This is a genomic window from Pseudomonas sp. MWU13-3659 (assembly GCF_023757525.1).
Taxonomy (GTDB): Bacteria; Pseudomonadota; Gammaproteobacteria; order Pseudomonadales; family Pseudomonadaceae; genus Aquipseudomonas; species Aquipseudomonas entomophila_E.
This window is the reverse complement of record NZ_JAMSHW010000016.1, coordinates 85,843-106,563: the sequence shown is the minus strand read 5'-3', so window position 1 is coordinate 106,563 and position 20,721 is coordinate 85,843. Positions and strand designations below refer to the sequence as shown.

Here is a 20,721-nt window from a genome sequence, read left to right as displayed (position 1 = left end):
GAGCCGGCTTGCCGGCGAAGGCCGCAACGCGGCCCTTGGCTCAACACCCGGAGAACCTCCATGAACCTGTCGCTCTACCTGCTCACCGTCCTGATCTGGGGCACCACCTGGATCGCCCTGAAACTGCAGTTGGGCGAGGTCGCCATCCCGGTGTCGATCGTCTACCGCTTCGCCCTGGCCGGGCTGATCCTGTTCGCCTTCCTGCTGCTCACCCGGCGTTTGCAACCGATGAACCGCCGCGGCCACCTAGTATGCCTGGCCCAGGGGTTCTGCCTGTTCTGCGTCAACTTCATGTGCTTCCTCACCGCCAGCCAGTGGGTCGCCACCGGCCTGATCGCCGTGGTGTTCTCCACCGCCACCTTGTGGAACGCGATCAACGCGCGGATCTTCTTCGGCCAGCGCATCGCCGCCAATGTAGTGGCCGGCGGGGCCTTGGGCCTGCTTGGGCTGGGCTTGCTGTTCTGGCCGGAGCTGTCGCACCACGCCGCCAGCCGCGAGACCTTGTACGGCCTGGGGCTGGGGCTGCTCGGCACGTTGTGCTTCTCGGCGGGCAACATGCTGTCCAGCGTGCAGCAAAAGGCCGGGCTCAGGCCCATGACCACCAATGCCTGGGGCATGCTGTACGGCGCCTCGATGCTGGCGGTGTACTGCCTGGCCAAGGGCATTCCGTTCGACATGGAGTGGAACGCCCGCTACATCGGCTCGTTGCTGTACCTGGTGATCCCGGGCTCGGTGATCGCCTTTACTGCCTACCTGACCCTGGTCGGGCGCATGGGGCCCGAGCGGGCGGCCTATTGCACAGTGCTGTTCCCGTTGGTGGCGCTGAATGTGTCGGCGGTGGCCGAGGGGTACCAGTGGACGGCGCCGGCGTTGCTGGGGCTGGTGGCGGTGATGGCGGGGAATGTGCTGGTGTTTCGCAAGCCCAAGGTCAGGACTGAGGTCGTGGCGTTGGCACGTTGAATGACGGATGGCACCCTGGGGGAGTACATCGGGCGGATCTACCAAGGTGATCGCTATCTTCCAGTCAACCGCGATACCCCTGTAGGAGCCAGCTTTGCTGGCGAACAGCTCCGCGCACGGCGCCAAGGCCTGTATTGGCCCTGGTTCGCCAGCAAGGCTGGCTCCTACAAGGTAACGCGCTTCAGTGCTTCCACACCTGCGGGTTCACCAGGTCCCGTGGCCGCTCGCCCAGCAGCGCCGCGCGCAGGTTGTCCAGCGCCCGGTTGGCCATGGCCTCGCGGGTCTCGGCGGTGGCCGAGCCGATGTGCGGCAGGGTCAGGGCGTTGGGCAGCTTGAACAGCGGCGAATCGCTCAGCGGCTCCTTCTCGTACACATCCAGCCCGGCACCGCGAATCGTGCCATTCTGTAGCGCCTCGACCAGCGCCGCCTCGTCCACCACCGGCCCACGGGCGACGTTGACCAGGAACGCACTGGGCTTCATCAGCTTCAGTTCACGGGCGCCGATCAGCTTGCGGGTGGCGTCGGACAGCGGCACTACCAGGCAGACGAAATCAGCTTCGCCCAGCAGCTCGTCCAGGCTGCGGAACTGCGCGCCCAGTTCCTGCTCCAGCGCGGCCTTGCGGCTGTTGCCGGTGTACAGCACCTGCATGTTGAAACCGAAACGGCCACGGCGGGCGATGGCCGCGCCGATGTTGCCCAGGCCGACGATGCCCAGGGTCTTGCCGTGCACGTCGCTACCGAAGTGCGCCGGGCCCACGGTGGCCTGCCACTGGCCGGCCTTGGTCCAGGCGTCCAGCTCGGCGGTGCGCCGGGCGCAGCCCATGATCAGGGCGAAACCCAGGTCGGCGGTGCTTTCGGTGAGCACGTCGGGGGTGTTGGTCAGGGCGATGCCGCGTTCGTTGAAGTAGTCCAGGTCGTAGTTGTCGTAGCCCACCGAGACGCTGGACACCACCTCCAGCTTGCCCGCGCCTTCGAGCTGCGCGCGGCCGAGCTTGCGGCCCACGCCGATCAGGCCGTGGGCCTCGGGCAGGGCTTCGTTGAACTGGGCGTTGATGTCGCCGAGCTTGGGGTTCGGCACGATCACGTTGAAGTCTTGCTGCAGGCGTTCGGCTGAGGCCTGGGTAATGCGGCTGAAGGCCAGGACGGTCTTTTTCATCGGGCTGCTTCTCTGCAAGGCGGGAGGACGGAGCCGGGCGCAGAGGGGGCCGCGTTGCGGCCCATCGCGGATAAATCCGCTCCTACAGGAAGCGCACGAACCTTGTAGGAGCGGATTTATCCGCGATGGAGGGCAAAGCCCTCCCATGCCCCTGTCTGCCAGACGCTGGAATCAATGGTTAGCAACCTACCATTGTCCCCACCCCCAATGCAGCCGCTTTTTTCAGTTGGCGATCAGTACCTGGTGGGTCTTCAAGTCAGCCTCGTGGGCGGCAAGAATCTCCGGCAGCGAGTTGCGCAGGTACTCGACCCAGGTCTTGATCTTGGCATCCAGGTACTGGCGCGACGGGTAGATCGCGTACAGGTTCAGCTCTTGCAGGCGGTACTCCGGCATGATCCGCACCAGGCTGCCATCACGCAGGCCGTCGATGGCCGAGTAGATCGGCAGCACGCCCACCCCCATGCTGCTGCGGATCGCGGTTTTCATCGCATCCGCCGAGTTCACCTGGAACGGCGAGCTGGTGATGTTGACCATCTCCTGTCCTTCCGGCCCGTCGAACAGCCACTTCTCCAGCGGGATCACCGGGCTGACCATGCGCAGGCAGGCGTGCTTGAGCAGGTCGGCCGGCTTGTGCGCGGTGCCGTGGCGGGCCACGTACTCGGGCGAGGCGCAGACGATGCTGTAGGTGATGCCCAGGCGCTGGGAGACGAAGCCCGAGTCGGGCAGCTCGCTGGCCAGCACGATGGACACGTCGTAGCCCTCGTCCAGCAGGTCGGGCACGCGGTTGGCCATGGTCAGGTCGAAGGTGACATCCGGGTGCGACTCGCGGTAGCGGGCGATGGCGTCGACCACGAAGTGCTGGCCGACGCCGGTCATCGAATGCACCTTCAGTTGCCCGGCGGGGCGGGCGTGGGCGTCGCTGGCCTCGGCCTCGGCTTCTTCCACGTAGGTAAGAATCTGTTCGCAGCGCATCAGGTAGCGCTTGCCGGCTTCGGTCAGCGCGATGCGCCGGGTGGTGCGGTTGAGCAGGCGGGTTTGCAGATGGGCTTCCAGGTTGGAGACCGCCCGCGACACGTTCGCGGTGGTGGTGTCCAGTTGCGCTGCGGCAGCGGTGAAGCTGCCGAGCTGGGCCACGCAACTGAAAGCACGCATGTTTTGCAGGGTGTCCATGGGTCACTCTCGGTTTAGAGGACAAAATTGTGACATGAAGTAACGGAGTTTCGCCTCCGACTAAAGCCGGATTATCGCTGTTTTGGTAACAAAGATTCGCAGGATTATGCGCTTATCGCCAGTGCGGGCGGCCCCTAGAATTGCCAGGCCCCTCCACCTCTTCCTCGGGAAATCGCAGCTGTGCCGCGTCGCCACATCAGAGCGCTCCATGCGTTCAGTGCCTGTGCCCTTTGTCTCACCTTGAGCGGCTGTATCGGAACCTGGGGCATCGCCCCGCAAAGCAAGACACTCCAAGCCAACCAATTGACCACCGACGACGCGATCCGCGAGGCCGCGCGCGACGCCCACTGGCCGGCCCAGCAGTGGTGGCGCGCCTATGGCGACCCGCAGCTCGACGCCTGGGTCGCCCAGGCGCTGGCCGGCAGCCCGAGCATGGCCATGGCCGCCGCGCGGGTGCGGGAAGCCAAGGCGATGGCCGGCGTGGTCGAGTCGGCGGAAAAGCTGCAAGCCAATGGCAATGCCACGCTCAAGCGCCACAACTGGCCGGAGGATCAGTTCTACGGCCCCGGCGCGCTGTCCGGCGCCAACACCTGGGACAACAACGCCGCCATCGGCTTCAGCTACGCGCTGGACCTGTGGGGCCGCGAGCGCAATGCCAGCGAGCAGGCCGTGGACCAGGCGCACATGAGCGTCGCCGAGGCGCGCCAGGCCCAGCTGGAGCTTGAGAACAACGTGGTGCGCGCCTACATCCAGCTCAGCCTGCATTACGCCCGGCGCGATATCGTCCAGGCCGAGCTTGCGCAGCAGGAGCAGATCGTCGCCCTGGCCAAGCGTCGCCTCGAGGGCGGCATCGGCACTCATTTCGAGGTCAGCCAGGCCGAGGCGCCACTGCCGGAAACCCACCGGCAGATCGACAGCCTCAACGAAGAGATCGCCCTGGCCCGTAACCAACTGGCGGCGCTGGCCGGCAAGGGGCCGGGGGAGGGCGCGAAGCTGCAACGCCCGACCCTGACCCTTGGCGCGCCGCTGAAACTGCCGTCGAACCTGCCCGCCGAACTGGTCGGCCAGCGCCCCGACGTGGTCGCCAGCCGCTGGCAGGTGGCGGCTCAGGCCCGGGGTATCGATGTGGCCCATGCCGGCTTCTTCCCCAACGTTGACCTGGTCGGCAGCCTCGGCTTCATGGCCACCGGTGGCGGTCCGCTGGAGTTCCTCACCGGGCGCAAGTTCAACTACAACGTGGGGCCTGCCATCAGCCTGCCGATCTTCGACGGCGGTCGCCTGCGCTCGCAGCTGGGCATGGCCTCGGCGGGCTATGACGTGGCCGTGGCGCGCTACAACCAGACGGTGATCGGCGCGCTGAAGAACATCTCCGACCAGTTGATCCGCCGCGAGTCGATGAAGGAGCAGGCGCACTTCGCCGCTGAAAGCGTGGCCGCCGCGCAGAAGACTTACGACATCGCTACCGTCGCCTTCCAGCGTGGCCTGACCGACTACCTCAACGTGCTCAATGCCCAGACCCTGCTGTTCCGCCAACAGCAAGTGCAGCAACAGGTGCAGGCCGCACGCCTGACCGCCCACGCCGAACTGGTCACCGCCCTGGGCGGTGGCCTGGAGGCGGGCAAGGATGTGCCGGCCGAAGAGCGTCAGGCCGTACCGAAAACGCCGGCCACCCTGGCCATCTTCGACCAGCCGGACCACGCCGAATGAGCACACTGAGCTTGCCCCTGCGCTGGCTGCAGAGCCTGGAATGGCGCCGGGGCTTCTTCGCCTGGGCGCGCACCGACGGGGTCACCTGGGTCTATATCTTCAAGGTGCTGGCAGCCGCGTTCATCACCCTGTGGCTGGCCATGCGCCTGGAACTGCCGCAGCCGCGCACGGCGATGATCACCGTGTTCATCGTCATGCAGCCGCAGAGCGGCCATGTGTTCGCCAAGAGCTTCTACCGGGTGCTGGGGACGCTGGCCGGTTCGGCGATGATGATCGCGCTGATCGCCATCTTCCCGCAGAACACCGAGCTGTTCCTGCCCAGCCTGGCGCTGTGGGTCGGCCTGTGCTCGGCGGGGGCCATGCGCTACCGCACCTTCCGCGCCTATGGCTTCGTGCTGGCCGGCTATACGGCGGCGATGATCGGCCTGCCGGTGCTGCAGCACCCCGACCAGGCGTTCATGGCGGCGGTGTGGCGGGTGCTGGAGATCGCCTTGGGGATCCTCGTCTCGACCTTCGTCAGCGCCGCGATCCTGCCGCAGTCGGCCAGTGCCGCCATGCGCAACGCACTGTACCAGCGCTTCGGCGTGTTCGCCGGGGTGGTGGTCGAGGCCCTGCACGGCGACAGCCAGCGCGACCGCTTCGAAACCAGCAACGTGCGCTTCGTCGCCGAGGCGGTGGGCCTGGAGAGCCTGCGCAATGTCACCGCCTTCGAAGACCCGCACATGCGCCGGCGCTCGGGCCGGCTGGTGCGCATGAACAGCGAGTTCATGGCCATCACCACGCGCTTCAACGCCCTGCACCGGTTGCTGGAGCGCCTACGTGCCCGTGGGCCGTTGCAGATCGTCGGTGCCATCGAGCCTGGCCTGGAAACCCTGGCGCAGTTGCTGCAGCCTTACGTGGGCCGGGCGTTGACCGATGCCGACGCCTTGCGCCTGGCGTTGGAGCTGGGCACCTACAAGGAAGGCCTGCAGGCCCAGGTCCGCAGCCTGCGCGCCGAGTACCTGGAGACCAACCCCAGCGAGTCCGACCTGCTCGATTTCCACACCGCCTTCGAGCTGCTCTATCGCTTCGTCGACGAGATGTACAGCTACGCCGAGACCCATGCCTCGCTGGCCGTGCACAAGCACGAGCGCGAACAATGGGACGAGCCCTACGTGGCCCAGACCAGCTGGCTGGTGTCGCTGGCCGCCGGTGTGCGCGCCTCGGCGGTGCTGTTGCTGCTGGGCAGCTACTGGCTGCTCAGCGACTGGCCCAGCGGCGCCATGATGACCCTGATCGCCACGGTAACTGTAGGCCTGTCGGCAGCCTCGCCGAACCCCAAGCGCATGTCGTTCCAGATGGCCTGCGGCACGGCGATCGGCGCGTTCATCGGGTTCTTCGAGACCTTCTTCGTGTTCCCCTGGATCGACGGTTTCCCGCTGCTGTGCATGGTGCTGGCGCCGGTGTTCGTGCTGGGTGCGTTCCTCGCCTCGCGCCCTGCCTATGCCGGTTACGGCCTGGGCCTGCTGGTGTTCTTCGCCATCGGTTCGGTGCCGAACAACCTGACGGTCTACGACCCCTACACCTTCATCAACGACTACATCGGCATGGTCATCGGCATGTTCGTCTGCGCCGCGGCCGGGGCGATCATCCTGCCGCCCAACAGCCGTTGGCTGTGGAGCCGCCTGGAACAGGAACTGCGCGAGCAGGTGCTGTTCGCCATCGGCGGGCGTCTGCGCGGGTTGGGCTCGGCGTTCGAGAGCCGCACCCGCGACCTGCTGCACCAGGCCTACGGCCTGGCGGCCGGCAAGCCGCAGGTGCAGAGCGAACTGATGGGCTGGATGTTCACCGTGCTGGAGATCGGCCACGCGATCATCGAGCTGCGCAAGGAGCAGGCCCGCGCGCCGGTGCACCCGGCCTACGCCGAGTCGCAGCCCTGGCGCCAGGCCATCCGCGTGATGGGCCGGGCCCTGGCGCGGCTGTTCCTGCAGCCCAGCGCCAGCAACCACGAGCGCGCCCTGGTGGCGGTGGACCACGCCATCAGCCGCGTGCAGGCCACCGACGAACCCTTCGCCCGGCACTTCGACACCTCGGTGCTGCGCCGGGCGCAGAGCTATTTGCACTTCATCCGTTCCTCCCTGCTTGACCCACAGTCGCCTTTGGTACCGGCGAAAGGATTGCACGATGTTCCGTGAAACCATGCCCCGTGAGATCGCCTTCCATGGCGTGTACATGCCCACCATGACCTTGATGTTCCTGTTCGCCCTGGGCCTGGCCTGGGGCCTGGACCGGTTCATCGCCAGCCATGATGGTTATCGCTTCTTCTGGCACCCGGCGCTGCTGCGCCTGAGCCTGTTCGTCTGCCTGTTCGGCGCCCTGGCGCTGTCGCTCTACTGGTGAGAATCCTTCGATGAAAAAGTTCTTCAGCCTGATCGCCACCCTGCTGGTGCTGAGCGCTGCCGTGGTGATTGGCCGCCAGTTGTGGCTGCACTACATGACCACGCCGTGGACCCGCGACGGCCGGGTGCGCGCCGATATCATCAACGTCGCCGCCGACGTGCCGGGCTATGTGGTGGATGTGCCGGTCAAGGATAACCAGCGGGTGAAGAAGGGCGATGTGCTGATCCGCATCGACCCCGAGCACTACCAACTGGCGGTGGACCAGGCCAAGGCACTGGTGGCTTCGCGCAAGGCCACCTGGGAGATGCGCAAGGTCAACGCCAAGCGCCGTGCCGATATGGACAACCTGGTGATCTCGAAGGAGAACCGCGACGACGCCAGCAACATCGCCGACTCGGCGCTGGCCGACTACCATCACGCCCAGGCCCAGCTGGCCGCCGCCGAGCTGAACCTCAAACGCACGCAGATCGTCGCCACCGTCGATGGCTACGTGACCAACCTGAATATCCACAAGGGTGACTACGCCCGCACCGGCGAGGCGGTGATGGCGGTGGTGGATGAGCAGTCGTTCTGGGTGTATGGCTTCTTCGAGGAGACCAAGCTGCCCCATGTGAAAGTGGGTGATGTGGCCGAGTTGCAGATGATGAGCGGCGAGCGCATCAAAGGGCATGTGGAGAGCATCGCCCGGGGTATCTACGACCGCGACAACCCGCAAAGCCGCGAGCTGATCGCCGATGTGAACCCGACCTTCAACTGGGTGCGGCTGGCGCAGCGGGTGCCGGTGCGGATTCACATCGACGAGGTGCCGGAGGGGTTCCTGCTGGCGGCCGGGACCACGTGCACGGTGGTGGTCAAACCAAGCGAGGGCTGATGCTGACCGCGGCACCTACCAATACCGGCACATCGATCCGGTCGATCACCTTGGCACTGATCGACGGATCCAGCAGCCGCCCCAGCCGCGACAGGTGGCGGTGGCCCATGATGACCAGCTCGCACTCCAGTTCCCCAGCCTTGGCGATGATGGCCTCCACCGGCTGATCGGCAACCAGGCAGCCCAGGCTGTCGAACCCGGCTTCGCGCAGGGTGTGCACGGCGCTTGCCACAGCGCGTTCGGCCAGTTGCTGTTCATCGCAGGCGGCGGGGTACTCTTCCTGCTCTTCTTCGGTATAGGCGCTGGGGTGGCCGTGCACGGCGAAGGTCGCGTCGATGGCCAGCAGCACGTGCAGGGTGTGTTCGCCCGGGCGGCAGTAGCGGCGGGCGAGGTCGAGCAGGGTGTGGCTGGCGGGGGAGGCGTCGATGGCGATCAGAACCGGGCGGGGCATGGGGATTCCTTGAACAGGGCTGGCGGGTGTGCTGGCTGTGCCCGCGAAGAGGGCCACGCCATTCTTGATGCATTCCACGCTCGAATAAATGGCCCCCCACGCACGGTGCCATTGCGCCTGACGCAATCCAGCAACCTGATACCATCGCGTTTCCCACAGCTGTCACGGAAAACGGCCATGCAACTCCCGGACATGAACCTGCTCGTCGCCCTCGATGCCCTGCTCGATGAGGGCAGCGTGGTCGGTGCCGCCCAGCGCATGAACTTGAGCCCGGCAGCCATGAGCCGCACCCTCGGGCGCATCCGCGAGGCCATGGGCGACCCGATCCTGGTGCGCGCCGGCCGTGGCCTGGTGCCGACGCCCCGGGCGCTGGCCCTGCGCGACCAGGTGCGGGCGCTGGTGGAACAGGCCGGGCTGGTGTTCCGCAGCGGCGACGAGGTCGACCTGCCGAACCTCGACCGTGCTTTCAACATTCGCACCAACGACCTGTTCATCGCCCTCTATGGCGCTCGCCTGCTGCACATGATGCTCGCTCAGGCGCCGAATACCGTGCTGCGCTTCGTCCCCGAGCACCAGGGCGACGACGACCTGGTACTGCGCCATGGGCAGATCGACCTGGTGGTCAGCTCGAGCATCGAGCTGGGGCCGGAGATCAAGGTGCAGAGCCTGTTCGACACCTGGTTCGTCGGGCTGGCGCGGGCGGACCACCCGATCTTCGACGCTGCGATCACCCCGGAGCGTTTTGCCCTGTACCCGCAGATCAGCGTGTCGCGGCGCGGGCGGGCCAACGGGCCGATCGACGTGGAACTGGGCAGCCATGGCGTGCAGCGGCGGGTGGCGTTGATCACGCCGAGTTTCCATTCGGCGATGTTCTCGCTGCCCGAATCGGATTTGATCCTGCCGATGCCGGCGAACATCCTGGGCAGCGTGAAGAAGTTCGGCCTGCCGCTGCGGTCGTTCGAAATTCCGGTGCCGTTGGAGAAAGTACGGGTGATGCAGGCCTGGCACCCACGCTTCGACAACGACCCGGCGCACCGCTGGTTGCGCCAGACCATGCGCGCCTGCTGCGCGAGTGAGCCTTGAGTATCACTTGAGACTTGCAGGGCCCTGTAGGAGCGGCCTTGAGCCGCGAAAGGGCTGCGCAGCGGCCCCAAGATTTCAACGGTGACGCATAACATGCCGGGGCCGCTTTGCGGCCCTTTCGCGGCACAAGGCCGCTCCTACAGAGATCGAGCCCTGCCGATTGCGTCTGGCGCAACATAAACCTGCCAACAAGTCAGTTTTCGTCAGCATTCGACCTTCTTAGACTTCTCCCAGCCCTGAATTTGTTGCTGGAGATGTCTATCCATGAGTTCCCTGACCGCGCCTTCCGCCGCGCTGGCCGCCGCCCCCGCGCCGGCCGCCCCTGCGCAGACGGCATTCGGCCTGCGGGTGGTGGTGGGGCTGTTCGGCGTGTTGCTGGCGGTGCTGTGCGCCGGGCTCAACGAGGCGGTGACCAAGATTTCCCTGGGCGACATCCGCGGCGCCATGGGCATCGGCGCCGACGAGGGGGCCTGGCTGCTGGCGGTGTACAGCGCCGCCTCGGTCTCGGCCATGGCCTTCGCGCCCTGGCTGGCCACCACCTTCTCGTTGCGCCGCTTCACCATGAGCGCTGTCGGCCTGTTCGCCGTGCTGGGCCTGATCCAGCCCTTCGCCCCCGACCTGCACAGCCTGATGCTGCTGCGCGTGCTGCAAGGTTTCGCCTCGGGCGCCTTGCCACCGATGCTGATGAGCGTGGCGCTGCGCTTCCTGCCGCCGGGCATCAAGGTCTACGGCCTGGCCTGCTATGCCCTGACCGCCACCTTCGGGCCCAACCTCGGCACGCCGCTGGCGGGCCTATGGACCGAGTACGTCGGTTGGCAGTGGGCGTTCTGGCAGATCATCCTGCCGTCGCTGCTGGCGATCTTCTGCGTCGGCTGGGGCCTGCCCCAGGACCCGTTGCGCCTGGAGCGTTTCAAGCAGTTCGACTGGCGCGGCGTGCTGCTCGGCCTGCCGGCGATCAGCGGCATCGTCCTCGGGCTGTCGCTGGGCGACCGCTGGGGCTGGTTCGATTCACCATTGATCTGCTGGCTGCTCGGCGGTGGCCTGCTGTTGCTGGTGCTGTTCCTGTACAACGAGTGGTCCGAGCCACTGCCGTTCTTCCAGCTGCGCATGCTGACCCGGCGCAACCTGAGCTTCGCCCTGTTGACCCTGGCCGGCGTGCTGATCGTGCTGTCGGGCGTGGGCAGCATCCCATCGGCGTACCTGGCGCAGATCCAGGGCTACCGCCCGGCGCAGACCAGCCCGCTGATGATGCTGGTGGCCATGCCGCAACTGATCGCTTTGCCGTTGACCGCGGCACTGTGCAACATCCGCGCGGTGGACTGCCGCTGGGTGCTGGCCACCGGCCTGGCGATGCTGGCGGCCTCGTGCGTGGGCAGCAGCCTGCTGACCTCGCAGTGGATCCGTGGCGATTTCTACCCGTTCTACCTGCTGCAGGTGTTCGGCCAGCCGATGGCGGTGCTGCCGCTGCTGATGCTCTCCACCAACGGCATGACCCCGCAGGAAGGGCCGTTCGCCTCCGCCTGGTTCAACACGGTCAAGGGTTTGTCGGCGGTGATCGCCGGCGGCCTGCTCGATGTCTTGGGCACCGTGCGCCGGCATTTCCATTCCAACCACCTGGTCGACAGCCTGGGCAACGCGCCCCTGGTCGACGACAGCGCCGCTGGCCTGGCCAGGCGCATCCATGAACAGGCCCTGGTGCTGACCTCGGCCGACCTGTACCTGGTGATGGCGTGCTTCGCCATCGCCCTGATCTGCCTGATCCCCTTCGTGCCTACCCGGATCTACCCACCGCGTGCGGTGGCCTGAGCCCGTGGCTGAATTCGAGAAACCGAAAATGACCAACAAGCGCAAGACACTCCTCATCGGCTCGGTGCTCGCCGTCGCCGTGCTGGCCGCCACCCTCGGGCCCTGGCTGGTCGGCAGTGATCATCGGCAACGCACCAATGACGCCTACGTGACCGCCGACTACACCGTGGTCGCACCCAAAGTCGCCGGCTTCGTCAAGGAGGTGCTGGTGGAAGACAACCAGCAGGTGAAGGCCGGCCAGTTGCTGGCAACCATCGATGCGCGTGACTACCAGGCCGCCCTCGACGCCGCCCAGGCCCAGTTGCTGGTGGCCAAGGCCCAGAGCCTGGATGCCCGCGCCACCCTCGAGCGCCAGGCCGCGCTGATCGCCCAGGCCGAGGCCGCGGTGAAGGCGGCCCAGGCCGAGGCGGCCTTCGCCGACCACGAAGTGACCCGCTACGGCCGCCTGGCCGAGCAGGGCGCCGGCACCGTGCAGAACGCCCAGCAGGCGCGCAGCCGGGTCGACCAGGCCCGCGCCCAGCTGGCCAACACCCAGGCGGCGCTGGTGGCCACGCGCAAGCAAGTGGACATCCTTCAGGCCCAGGTGGCCAGTGCCGACGGGCAATTGAAGCGGGCCGAGGCGGGGCTGGAAAAGGCACAGCTGGACCTGTCCTACACCCGCATCACCGCGCCGGTGGACGGCATGGTCGGTGAGCGCGCCTTGCGCGTCGGGGCCTACGTCAATCCGGGGGCGCGCCTGCTGTCGGTGGTGCCGCTGGCCCATGCCTATATCGTCGGCAACTTCCAGGAAACCCAGCTGACCCATGTGCAGCCGGGCCAGCCGGTGAGCATCACGGTCGATACTTTCTCCGGCGAGAAACTCCAGGGCCATGTCGAGAGCATCGCCCCGGCCACCGGCGTGACCTTTGCCGCGGTGAAACCGGACAACGCCACCGGTAACTTCACCAAGGTGGTGCAGCGCATTCCGGTGAAGATCGTCTTCGATGACGGTCAGCCGTTGCTCGAACGCCTGCGCGTGGGCATGTCGGTGGAGGCGGTCATCGATACCCGGGGCGACAAGTTTGCGGGTAAAGAGGTGACCGCGCGATGAGCAATGTGGTTGAAAAAATTGAGAGCGCCGGGGCTGCTGCGCAGCCTTTTCGCGGCACAAGGCCGCTCCTACAGAGGATCGCGGTCGCCTGTAGGAGCGGCCTTGTGCCGCGAAAGGGGCGCGCAGCGGCCCCGGCCTTACACCTGAGCCCCATGTTGTTGGCCGTGTTGCTGGCCGGCTGCACCCTCGGGCCGGACTTCCAGCGCCCGGACAGCGAGGCGCCGAAGGCCTGGGCCGCGCTGCAAGGCGAGGCGGCGGCCAGCCAACCCTCGACCGAGCCCCTGGAGCTGCGCTGGTGGGACAGTTTTCACGACCCTCGGTTGAGCGCGCTGATCCAGAAGGTCACCGAGCGCAACCTCGACCTGCGCATGGCCAGCGCGCGCCTGCTGCAGAGCCGTGCCCTGCGCAGCACCGTGGCCGCCGACGAGGCGCCGTCGGTGGATGTGAACGCCGGCTACAGCCGTGCGCGCAACAGCGCCGAAGGGTTGAACGACCCGTCCGGCAAGGCGGGCAAGTCAGCGTACAACCTGTGGCAGGGCGACCTGGTGGCCGGCTGGGAGCTGGACCTGTGGGGGCGCGTGCGCCGTCAGGTCGAAGCAGCTGACGCCACGGTCGAGGTCGCCGAGAACGACCGTCGTGGTGTGCTGCTGGCGTTGCTGTCGGAGACGGCGGGCAACTACATCCAACTGCGTGCCGTGCAGCACACGCTGGAAGTGACCCAGGACAACCTCAAGGTCGCCCGGCACAGCCTGAAACTGTCCGAGGATCGCCAGGCCGAAGGCGTTGCCACGCGCTTGGATGTGGCCCAGGCCAGCGCCCAGGTGGCCTCGATCGAGTCGCGCCTGCCGACGCTCGAAGCTCGCCGCGATGACCTGATCAACGCGTTGAGCCTGCTGGCCGCCGAACCGCCGCGCAGCTTGCAGGGTGAGTTGTTGCAGACAGGTGACTTGCCTGCGCCGCAGCAGCGGTTCGCCATTGGCGTGCCTTCGGAACTGGCCGAACGCCGGCCGGATATCCGCCAGGCCGAGGCGCGGTTGCATGCGGCCACGGCCAGCATCGGGGTGGCCAAGGCCGATTTCTATCCGAGCATCCGCCTGTCCGGCAGCGTCGGTTTCCAGGCCATGCAGTTGTCTGATTTCGGCGCCTGGGATTCGCGAAGGTTTGCCTTCGGGCCGCAGCTGTCGCTGCCGATCTTCGAAGGCGGACGGCTCAAGGGCACGCTGGAGCTGCGCGAGGCGCAGCAGCAGGAGGCGGCGCTGAACTACCGCAAGGTGGTGCTCGGTGCCTGGCATGAGATCGACGATGTGTTGCGGCTGTACAACGCCAGCCAGTTGCGTCGCGATCACCTGGCCGAGGCGGTGCGGCAGAACCGCATTGCGCTGGAGACCGCGCAGCGCCAGTACGTGGAAGGGGCGGTGGACTTTCTCAATGTGCTGACGGTGCAGTCGGCATTGCTGGCCAGCGAGGAGCAATGGATCGACAGCTCGGCGGCGGTGTCGCAGGCGCTGGTGGGGTTGTACAAGGCGCTGGGTGGCGGCTGGCAGGCGTTCGACCGGGCTTGAGCGGGGCCGCTCATCACCTGATACGACCTCTGTAGGAGCGGCTTCAGCCGCGATCACCCGCGAAGCGGGTGCCAGGCACCGTGCTGCCCTCATCGCGGCTAAAGCCGCTCCTACAGATCAATCGTTGCCCCATTCACAACGGCCGCAACAATCCAAAGCGCTTGCGCAACACCCAGTCCAGCAGGCGCTGCGGCAACAGCCGGGCCATCAACGGCAAGGCCGTGCTGCCATTCCCCAACCGCACCAAAGCCGGCGTCGGCGACTTGCGCGTCGCGGCCAGCAACCCCTGGGCAAACACCGCCGCAGGCGTCGGGTGATCCTGCGACGCCCGAGCCCGCGCCTGCACCTGTTCACGCAACGGCCACCACGGCGAGTCGGCCGCCAGCACCTGCTCGGCCTGCTGTTGCGCATTGCTGGCGAACTGCGAGGCGATCGCGCCAGGCTGCACTTCCATCACCCGGATGCCAAACGGCGACAGCTCCAGGCGCAGGGCATCGCTCAGCCCGTGCACGGCGGCTTTCGAGGCGCAGTAGGCACCGGCGAACGGCGTCACCAGCACGCCGGAGACACTGCCGATGTTCACCACCAGCCCACGGGCGCGGCGCAGCAGCGGGAACAGCGCGCGGGTCACGCCGACCAGGGCGAAGACGTTGGTCTCGAACTGTTGGCGCATGGCTTCGACGCCGCCGTCCAACAGCGGGCCCATGGCGCCGTAGCCGGCGTTGTTGATCAGGATGTCGAGGCTTTGCAGCTCTTCGGCCAGCTGGGCGAGGGCAACAGCGTCGTTGACGTCCAGTTGCCGGGCATTGAAGCCGGCGGCGGCCAGTTGCTCGACATCCTGTGCCTTGCGGGCGGTGGCCCAGACTTCATGGCCGGCATCGCGGAAGGCGTCGGCCAGGGCGCGGCCGATGCCGCTCGAACAACCGGTGATCAGGACGGTGGGCATGCAGGGGACCTGTCGGCAGAAAAGTGGGGTGGCTTGCCGGCCCTTTCGCCGGCAAGCCGGCTCCTACAGCGGAATGTAGGAGTCGGCTTGCCGGCGAAAGGGCCGGTAAAGACAATCGATCAATTGGCGAATGTACCTTGCAGGTGCTCGGCGCGAAACTCCAGGTTCTGCGGCCGATAACCCGAACGCAGCGGTGGCAGTGGCAGGCAGTCGCGCCACTCGCTGCCTGGTTGCAGGTCGCCTGGGCCGCGATAGCGTGGAGCGCTGTAGGCGTTCTCGGCGAGGTTCACGGTGTCGCCCGGCGCGTAGGCGCCGACGCGCCAGCGCAGTTCGGTGAGCGGGGCCTGGTTGCCGTTCTTCATGTGCACTTGCAGGGCGCGGTCGGCGGGGCACTGGTCGGGAGCGTAGGTCAGGCGCAGGTCCAGGCGGGCCAACTGCGAGGCCTCGCGGGTGTCCTGCCAGGCCACCCCGAGGGCCACCAGGCCCAGGCCGCACACGGCCGCCAGGGAAATGGGCAGGGCTTTGGACGGGTAGCGCAACAGCAGGACCAGCCAGGTGAGGACGAGCAGGGCGCCGATGATCATGGTGGTGCAGGCCTTGGTGGCGATGATTTGCTCATCCTAGCGGGAAATGGGGGATGTCTCAAAATTCGCCGGCAAGCCGGCTCCTACAAGGGTCGCGCGGACCTGTAGGAGCCGGCTTGCCGGCGAACCGGCCGCGCTTACTGAGCGATGGTCTTCACCGATACCCCACGCTCCACCGGCGTCGAAGTGCGCCCGTACACATCCTCGAACCGCTCGATATCATCCTCGCCCAGGTAGCTTCCGGACTGCACCTCGATGATCTCCAGCGGGATCTTGCCCGGGTTGCGCAGGCGGTGCACCGAGGCGATGGGGATGTAGGTGGACTGGTTCTCGGTGAGCAGGAACACGTTCTCGTCACAGGTCACCTCGGCGGTGCCGCTCACCACGATCCAGTGCTCGGCACGGTGGTGGTGCATCTGCAGCGACAGGCTGGCGCCCGGCTTGACGGTGATGTGCTTGACCTGGAAGCGCCCGCCCATGTCCACCGAGTCGTACGAGCCCCAAGGGCGGTACACCTCCAGGTGGTTCTGGGTTTCCGTGCGGCCCTGGGCATCGAGGGTGCTGACCAACTGCTTGACCCCCTGAACCTTGTCCTTGTGGGCGATCATCATGGCGTCCTTGGTCTCGACCACCACGATGTTCTCCAAACCAATCACCGACACCAGCTTGCCATTGCCGTGGATCATGCAGTTGCGGCTGTCCTGCACCACCACGTCGCCCTTGGTGACGTTGCCGTTGTCATCCTTCTCATGCACATCCCACAGCGACGACCAGCAGCCGACGTCGCTCCAGCCGGCCGAAAGCGGTACCACGCAGGCACGCTGGGTCTTCTCCATCACCGCGTAGTCGATGGAGTTGTCCGGGCAGCAGGCGAAGGTGGCTTCGTCGATGCTCAGCACATCGCCGGCCTCGTCGCTGCGCTCCAGGGCCAGCAGGCAGGTGTCGTAGATGTCCGGGTCGTGCTTCTTCAGCTCTTCGAGGAAACGGCTGGCACGGAACAGGAACATGCCGCTGTTCCAGAAGTAGCCACCGGCGTGGACGAACTCGTTGGCGCGTTTCTCGTCAGGCTTCTCGACGAACTGCGCGACCCGCGCCACGCCCTCGGGCAGCAGTGCGTCCTGGCTGGAGCGGATGTAGCCATAGCCGGTCTCGGGCTTGGTCGCCGGCACGCCGAACAGCACCATCTCGCCGCGCTCGGCGGCCACGGTGGCCAGGGCCAGGGCGCGTTGCAGGGCCTTCTGGTCCTCGATCACATGGTCGGCCGGCAGCACCAGCATCAGTTCGTCACGGCCTTCGTTGACCAGTTTCATCGCGGTCATGGCCACCGCCGGCGCGGTATTGCGACCGAACGGCTCCATGAGGATCGCCTGGGTTTCCAGCTTCAACGCGTTCAGCTGCTCCTGGACGATGAACTTGTGGTCCTTGTTGCAGACCACGATGGGGGTGTCCATGCCTTCGAACACCAGGCGCTCGATGGTCTGCTGGAACAGCGTGTGCTCGCCGGTCAGGGCCAGGAACTGCTTGGGGAACTGCTTGCGCGACAGAGGCCACAGACGGGAACCGCTACCACCAGAAAGAATTACCGGGATCATGTCGTTTCTCCAATAAGGTTGTGAAAGGCAGGGATCAGTTAGTGGCTACGGGACGGGTGACCCACACCGGCGACAGGCTGCTGCCGGAGCCGGTGACGTACAGCACGGCGGCTTCGCCGCGCGCCAGGGCGACGGGCTTGACGTCGCCGACTTTCTTGTCGCCTTGGTACAGGGCCAGGTTGACCTTGACCGGGTTGATCTCGCGCTCGCCACGGCCCTTGGCCGCCACCGGGCTGACCACTTCGGTCTTGCCGTCGGCGGTCTTCAGGGTCAGTGGCTGGTCGCTGAGGTTCTGCACGCGCACCAGGGCCTTCTGCTTGTTCTTGAACGGTGGCTCCTCGATCAGTTGCGGGTTGCCGCCGCTGCTGTTGACCAGGGTGTAGTACTTGTCGGCGGCCAGTTTCACCGGGACGCTCTTGCCACCCACCTGGGCGGTGTAGTCGCCACCGGGCAGGAAGCTGAAGTCGCTGCTGGCCTGGGCGCCGACCTGCTTGATCTGGGTGTTGCCCACGGAGGCAGCAGCGGGGGCGCTGGCGGCGTTGTACAGGCGCACGAAGGTCGAGCCCTTCGGTGCGCTCGGGCCGTAGAGGGCGGCGTCGGCGCCGGCGAAGGCCTGCAGCGAGGCCAGGGACAGGCCCGCCGCGAGGGTGAGGGCTTTGGCAATGTGAGTCTTGGTAGTCATGTGCGTGTTCCTCTCTATCTTCAGTGGTCGGTCCGGTTGGACGACAGGGCCAGGTTGGCTTCGGACTTGCTGGCGTTCTTCAGCTGCGCGATCCACTGCGGATCGAAGGCGCCGAGATCGCTCTTCATTGGCAGATAACGTTCGGGGAATTCCCACACCACGACTTGTGGCGGGGTGTGCTTGAAGGCATCGCTTTGCAGGTACTTGAGCATTGGCAGCAGCGGGCCGTGGCCGTCCTCGGCGTAGTTGGCGACGTCGCTGCGCAGGGCCTGCTGCAGGGCGCCGAGGAAGTTCCAGTGCGGGTTGGCGCTGTAGCTGGTGCCCACCAGCGCCACCGGGATCCGGCTGTCGGCGAACAGGGCGTCGCCGCCTTCGCCTTCGGCCTGCACCGGGTGGGTCTTGCGCTGCTGCAGGTTGTCCGGGCTCGGCAACAGGTTGCTGAACAGCGGGTCGAGTGGCAGGAAGTTGGTCAGGTCGCCTTTGTAAGGCGCCGTGGCGCCGGCTTCGGTGATGAAGGCCTGGGGCTCGCCGCTGAGCAGTTGCTGGCGGTTGACCGCTTCGGCGATAGCCTGCGCCACCACCTCGGCGCCCATCGGCGTCCAGTGGGTGTCGGTGCGCAGGAACACCTGGCCGCGGGCCTTGGCCTGCTCCAGCGGTGCCAGCAGGTCGGGGGCGAACACATTGGCCTGGCGCGCCTGGGCATGGAACTGGTTGAACAGCTCGTCGTGCAGGCTGGCCGGTGTTTCCTTGCCGATGTACTCGGAATAAAGGCGCGCCTTGGCCGGTACGATCGCCAGCACCAGCTCGGTGCCTTGGCGCTGCAGGGCATCGCGAATGCCGCGCACCAGCGCCAGGTTGTCCTGCATCTGTTGCTCGGCGCCGGCGGTGGGCTTGAACTCCTCGTCGCTGAACAGCCACTGGTCGCGGCCCAGCACCACGCCGGGGCGGCCTTCGTTGAACAGCTTGAAGTCCAGCGCGGCCCACAGGTTGGTGCCGATGCGCTTGATCGGGAACTGCTCGTCGTAGTGGGTTTCGGCGGCCTTGGCCAGCTTGCCGTCGAGCAGGGTCATCTGCCCGGTGCGGGTGAAGCTGTCCAACCCGCCGACCGACCAGGCGCCAAGCCCGACCAGCAGGCCCATGAACGACAGCGAGTACGTGATACGAAGTGTCCGGTTCATGATCAGGGCCTCAGAACTGGAAGTAGAGGAACGGCGAGTAGCTCTGCGCCGAGAGCTTGAGCACCGAGGCGACGAACAGCAGCAGCACCAGGGCGCGGGTCATGATCCGCGTCCAGTCCAGGCCCACCGAGCCGTCGGCATTGACCTGCACCGGGGTGGCCTTGGGGGTTGGTTTGGCATTGCTGTAGAAATCGCGCAGGCCGAAGAACGCCAGGGTCAGGTAGGCGACCACCAGCGTGGCCACTTGCAGGCCGGTGAGGTTGGCGCGGTTGAGCTCCGACAGCTGCCAGTCGCCGAAGCTGAACATGGCGCCGTACATGCGTGCGGCCACGTGCAGGTTCTCGGCGCGGAAGATCACCCAGCCGACCACCACCAGCAGGAAGGTGAAGGCCCACTTCACCGGGTTGAAGCGCTGCGGGTTGGTGTCCAGGCCCAGCGCCCGCTCGATGGCCAGCCACATGCCGTGCCAGGCGCCCCAGAGGATGTAGGTGAAGTTGGCGCCGTGCCACAGCCCGCCCAGCAGCATGGTCAGGAACAGGTTGCGGTAGGTGTTGAAGGTGCCTTTGCGATTCCCGCCCAGGGTGATGTACAGGTAGTCGCGCAGCCAGGTCGACAGGCTGATGTGCCAGCGCCGCCAGAACTCGGTGATCGACTGGCTGATGTATGGCTGCTTGAAGTTCTCCATGAAACGGAAGCCCATCATCAGCCCCAGGCCGATGGCCATGTCGCTGTAGCCAGAGAAGTCGAAGTACAGCTGCGCGGTGTAGGCCAGGGCGCCGAGCCAGGCATCGCCCGTGGTCGGGTTTTGCAGGGCGAAGCAGTGGTCGGCGACCACCGCCAGGGTGTCGGCGATGAACACCTTCTTGATGAAGCCCTGCATGAAGCGCGTGCAGCCTTCGGAGAACTTGTCGAGGGTGTGGGTGCGGTTGTTGAACTGGTCGACCAGGTCCTTGAAGCGCAGCACGGGGCCGGCGATCAGGTGCGGGAAGATCGCCACGAACGCGGCAAAGTCGATCAGGTTGCGGGTGGCCGGGGTGTCGCCGCGGTACACGTCGATGATGTAGCTGATCGACTCGAAGATATAGAACGAGATACCGATCGGCAGCAGCACGTGGGTGAGGATGAACGGCTCCAGCCCGAACGAGGTGATGATGGCGTTGAGGCTGTCGACACCAAAGTTGGCGTACTTGAAGTAGCCGAGGATCGACAGGTCGACCGCCACCCCGAGCAGCAGCCAGCGCTGGGCGGGCTTGGTGCGCACGCCGGCGGCGCCGACTTTCAGGCCGATCCAGTAGTTCCACAGGGTGACCCCGGCGAACAGGGCGAGGAAGTCCACCCGCCACCAGGCGTAGAAAATGTAGCTGGCCACCAAAAGCAGCAGGTTGCGATAGCGTTGCCCGCTCAAGTAGTACAAGCCGAGGAAAACCGGCAGGAACAGGAACAGGAACACATTGGACGAGAAGACCATCCCGGTTCTCCTTGTTGTTCACAGCATCCAGGGCAA

General features: G+C 66.3%; 18 protein-coding genes. 9 read left to right on the top strand and 9 right to left on the bottom strand.

The window, feature by feature from the left end; translation table 11 throughout:
• Positions 1 to 60: 60 nt before the first annotated feature.
• A complete protein-coding gene (locus tag NGM28_RS19530; RefSeq protein WP_252091154.1) occupies positions 61 to 960 on the top strand; it encodes a DMT family transporter in 900 nt (299 codons plus the stop codon).
• A 181-nt stretch (positions 961 to 1,141) separates the two neighbouring features.
• On the opposite strand, the gene NGM28_RS19525 is transcribed toward NGM28_RS19530, so the two are convergent.
• Both NGM28_RS19525 and NGM28_RS19520 read right to left on the bottom strand, forming a co-directional pair.
• A complete protein-coding gene (locus NGM28_RS19525) occupies positions 1,142 to 2,116 on the bottom strand; it encodes a 2-hydroxyacid dehydrogenase (RefSeq protein ID WP_252091153.1) in 975 nt (324 codons plus the stop codon).
• 222 nt (positions 2,117 to 2,338) lie between these two features.
• Positions 2,339 to 3,286, bottom strand: coding sequence for a LysR family transcriptional regulator (locus NGM28_RS19520; RefSeq protein WP_011535608.1), 948 nt, complete (start codon positions 3,284 to 3,286; stop codon positions 2,339 to 2,341).
• A 180-nt stretch (positions 3,287 to 3,466) separates the two neighbouring features.
• Here NGM28_RS19520 and NGM28_RS19515 point away from each other — a divergent pair, with 180 nt between their 5' ends.
• From NGM28_RS19515 to NGM28_RS19500, 4 genes are read left to right on the top strand one after another with little or no spacing between them, the layout of a single operon-like run.
• Complete coding sequence (locus NGM28_RS19515) at positions 3,467 to 4,993, top strand: efflux transporter outer membrane subunit (protein ID WP_213658266.1); 1,527 nt, start codon at positions 3,467 to 3,469, stop codon at positions 4,991 to 4,993.
• Entirely contained in the window at positions 4,990 to 7,167 is a 2,178-nt protein-coding gene (locus tag NGM28_RS19510) for an FUSC family protein (protein WP_252091152.1), read from the top strand. Before NGM28_RS19515 ends, NGM28_RS19510 begins: the two co-directional genes overlap by 4 nt.
• A 4-nt stretch (positions 7,168 to 7,171) precedes the next feature.
• Positions 7,172 to 7,372 (top strand): DUF1656 domain-containing protein, encoded by a 201-nt coding sequence (locus NGM28_RS19505; protein WP_008097766.1) that lies wholly within the window; start codon positions 7,172 to 7,174, stop codon positions 7,370 to 7,372.
• Between the two features lie 10 nt (positions 7,373 to 7,382).
• On the top strand, positions 7,383 to 8,243 hold the full coding sequence (locus NGM28_RS19500) for an efflux RND transporter periplasmic adaptor subunit (RefSeq protein WP_252091151.1): 861 nt from the start codon (positions 7,383 to 7,385) through the stop codon (positions 8,241 to 8,243).
• On the opposite strand, the gene NGM28_RS19495 is transcribed toward NGM28_RS19500, so the two are convergent.
• Positions 8,224 to 8,694 (bottom strand): universal stress protein, encoded by a 471-nt coding sequence (locus NGM28_RS19495; protein ID WP_252091150.1) that lies wholly within the window; start codon positions 8,692 to 8,694, stop codon positions 8,224 to 8,226. The genes NGM28_RS19500 and NGM28_RS19495 overlap by 20 nt on opposite strands.
• A 177-nt stretch (positions 8,695 to 8,871) precedes the next feature.
• Between NGM28_RS19495 and NGM28_RS19490 the strand changes: the two genes are divergently transcribed.
• The 4 genes from NGM28_RS19490 to NGM28_RS19475 all read left to right on the top strand — a co-directional run bounded on the left by NGM28_RS19490 (position 8,872) and on the right by NGM28_RS19475 (position 14,235).
• The gene (locus NGM28_RS19490) at positions 8,872 to 9,777 is read left to right on the top strand and encodes a LysR family transcriptional regulator (RefSeq protein ID WP_213658262.1); all 906 of its coding nucleotides are present in this window, start codon (positions 8,872 to 8,874) and stop codon (positions 9,775 to 9,777) included.
• A 264-nt stretch (positions 9,778 to 10,041) separates the two neighbouring features.
• On the top strand, positions 10,042 to 11,583 hold the full coding sequence (locus NGM28_RS19485; RefSeq protein WP_252091149.1) for an MFS transporter: 1,542 nt from the start codon (positions 10,042 to 10,044) through the stop codon (positions 11,581 to 11,583).
• A gap of 28 nt (positions 11,584 to 11,611) precedes the next feature.
• Entirely contained in the window at positions 11,612 to 12,673 is a 1,062-nt protein-coding gene (locus NGM28_RS19480; protein ID WP_252091148.1) for an HlyD family secretion protein, read from the top strand.
• A gap of 152 nt (positions 12,674 to 12,825) precedes the next feature.
• Positions 12,826 to 14,235 (top strand): efflux transporter outer membrane subunit, encoded by a 1,410-nt coding sequence (locus NGM28_RS19475; RefSeq protein ID WP_252091147.1) that lies wholly within the window; start codon positions 12,826 to 12,828, stop codon positions 14,233 to 14,235.
• 133 nt (positions 14,236 to 14,368) lie between these two features.
• Here NGM28_RS19475 and NGM28_RS19470 read toward each other — a convergent pair whose 3' ends face one another.
• From NGM28_RS19470 to NGM28_RS19445, 6 genes are all read right to left on the bottom strand, one after another.
• Positions 14,369 to 15,181: an SDR family oxidoreductase gene (locus NGM28_RS19470; RefSeq protein WP_252091146.1), complete on the bottom strand. Its 813-nt coding sequence runs from the start codon at positions 15,179 to 15,181 to the stop codon at positions 14,369 to 14,371.
• A gap of 119 nt (positions 15,182 to 15,300) precedes the next feature.
• A complete protein-coding gene (locus tag NGM28_RS19465; RefSeq protein WP_252091145.1) occupies positions 15,301 to 15,765 on the bottom strand; it encodes a multidrug transporter in 465 nt (154 codons plus the stop codon).
• 137 nt (positions 15,766 to 15,902) lie between these two features.
• Positions 15,903 to 17,357 carry a mannose-1-phosphate guanylyltransferase/mannose-6-phosphate isomerase gene (locus NGM28_RS19460; RefSeq protein ID WP_240065863.1) on the bottom strand — a complete coding sequence of 485 codons (1,455 nt, stop codon included), beginning with the start codon at positions 17,355 to 17,357 and terminating at the stop codon, positions 15,903 to 15,905.
• 34 nt (positions 17,358 to 17,391) lie between these two features.
• Positions 17,392 to 18,039 (bottom strand): alginate O-acetyltransferase AlgF, encoded by a 648-nt coding sequence (locus NGM28_RS19455; protein WP_240065864.1) that lies wholly within the window; start codon positions 18,037 to 18,039, stop codon positions 17,392 to 17,394.
• A gap of 20 nt (positions 18,040 to 18,059) precedes the next feature.
• Positions 18,060 to 19,217 carry an alginate O-acetyltransferase gene (locus tag NGM28_RS19450; protein WP_252091144.1) on the bottom strand — a complete coding sequence of 386 codons (1,158 nt, stop codon included), beginning with the start codon at positions 19,215 to 19,217 and terminating at the stop codon, positions 18,060 to 18,062.
• Between the two features lie 10 nt (positions 19,218 to 19,227).
• A complete protein-coding gene (locus NGM28_RS19445) occupies positions 19,228 to 20,685 on the bottom strand; it encodes an MBOAT family O-acyltransferase (protein WP_252091143.1) in 1,458 nt (485 codons plus the stop codon).
• Positions 20,686 to 20,721: the final 36 nt, after the last annotated feature.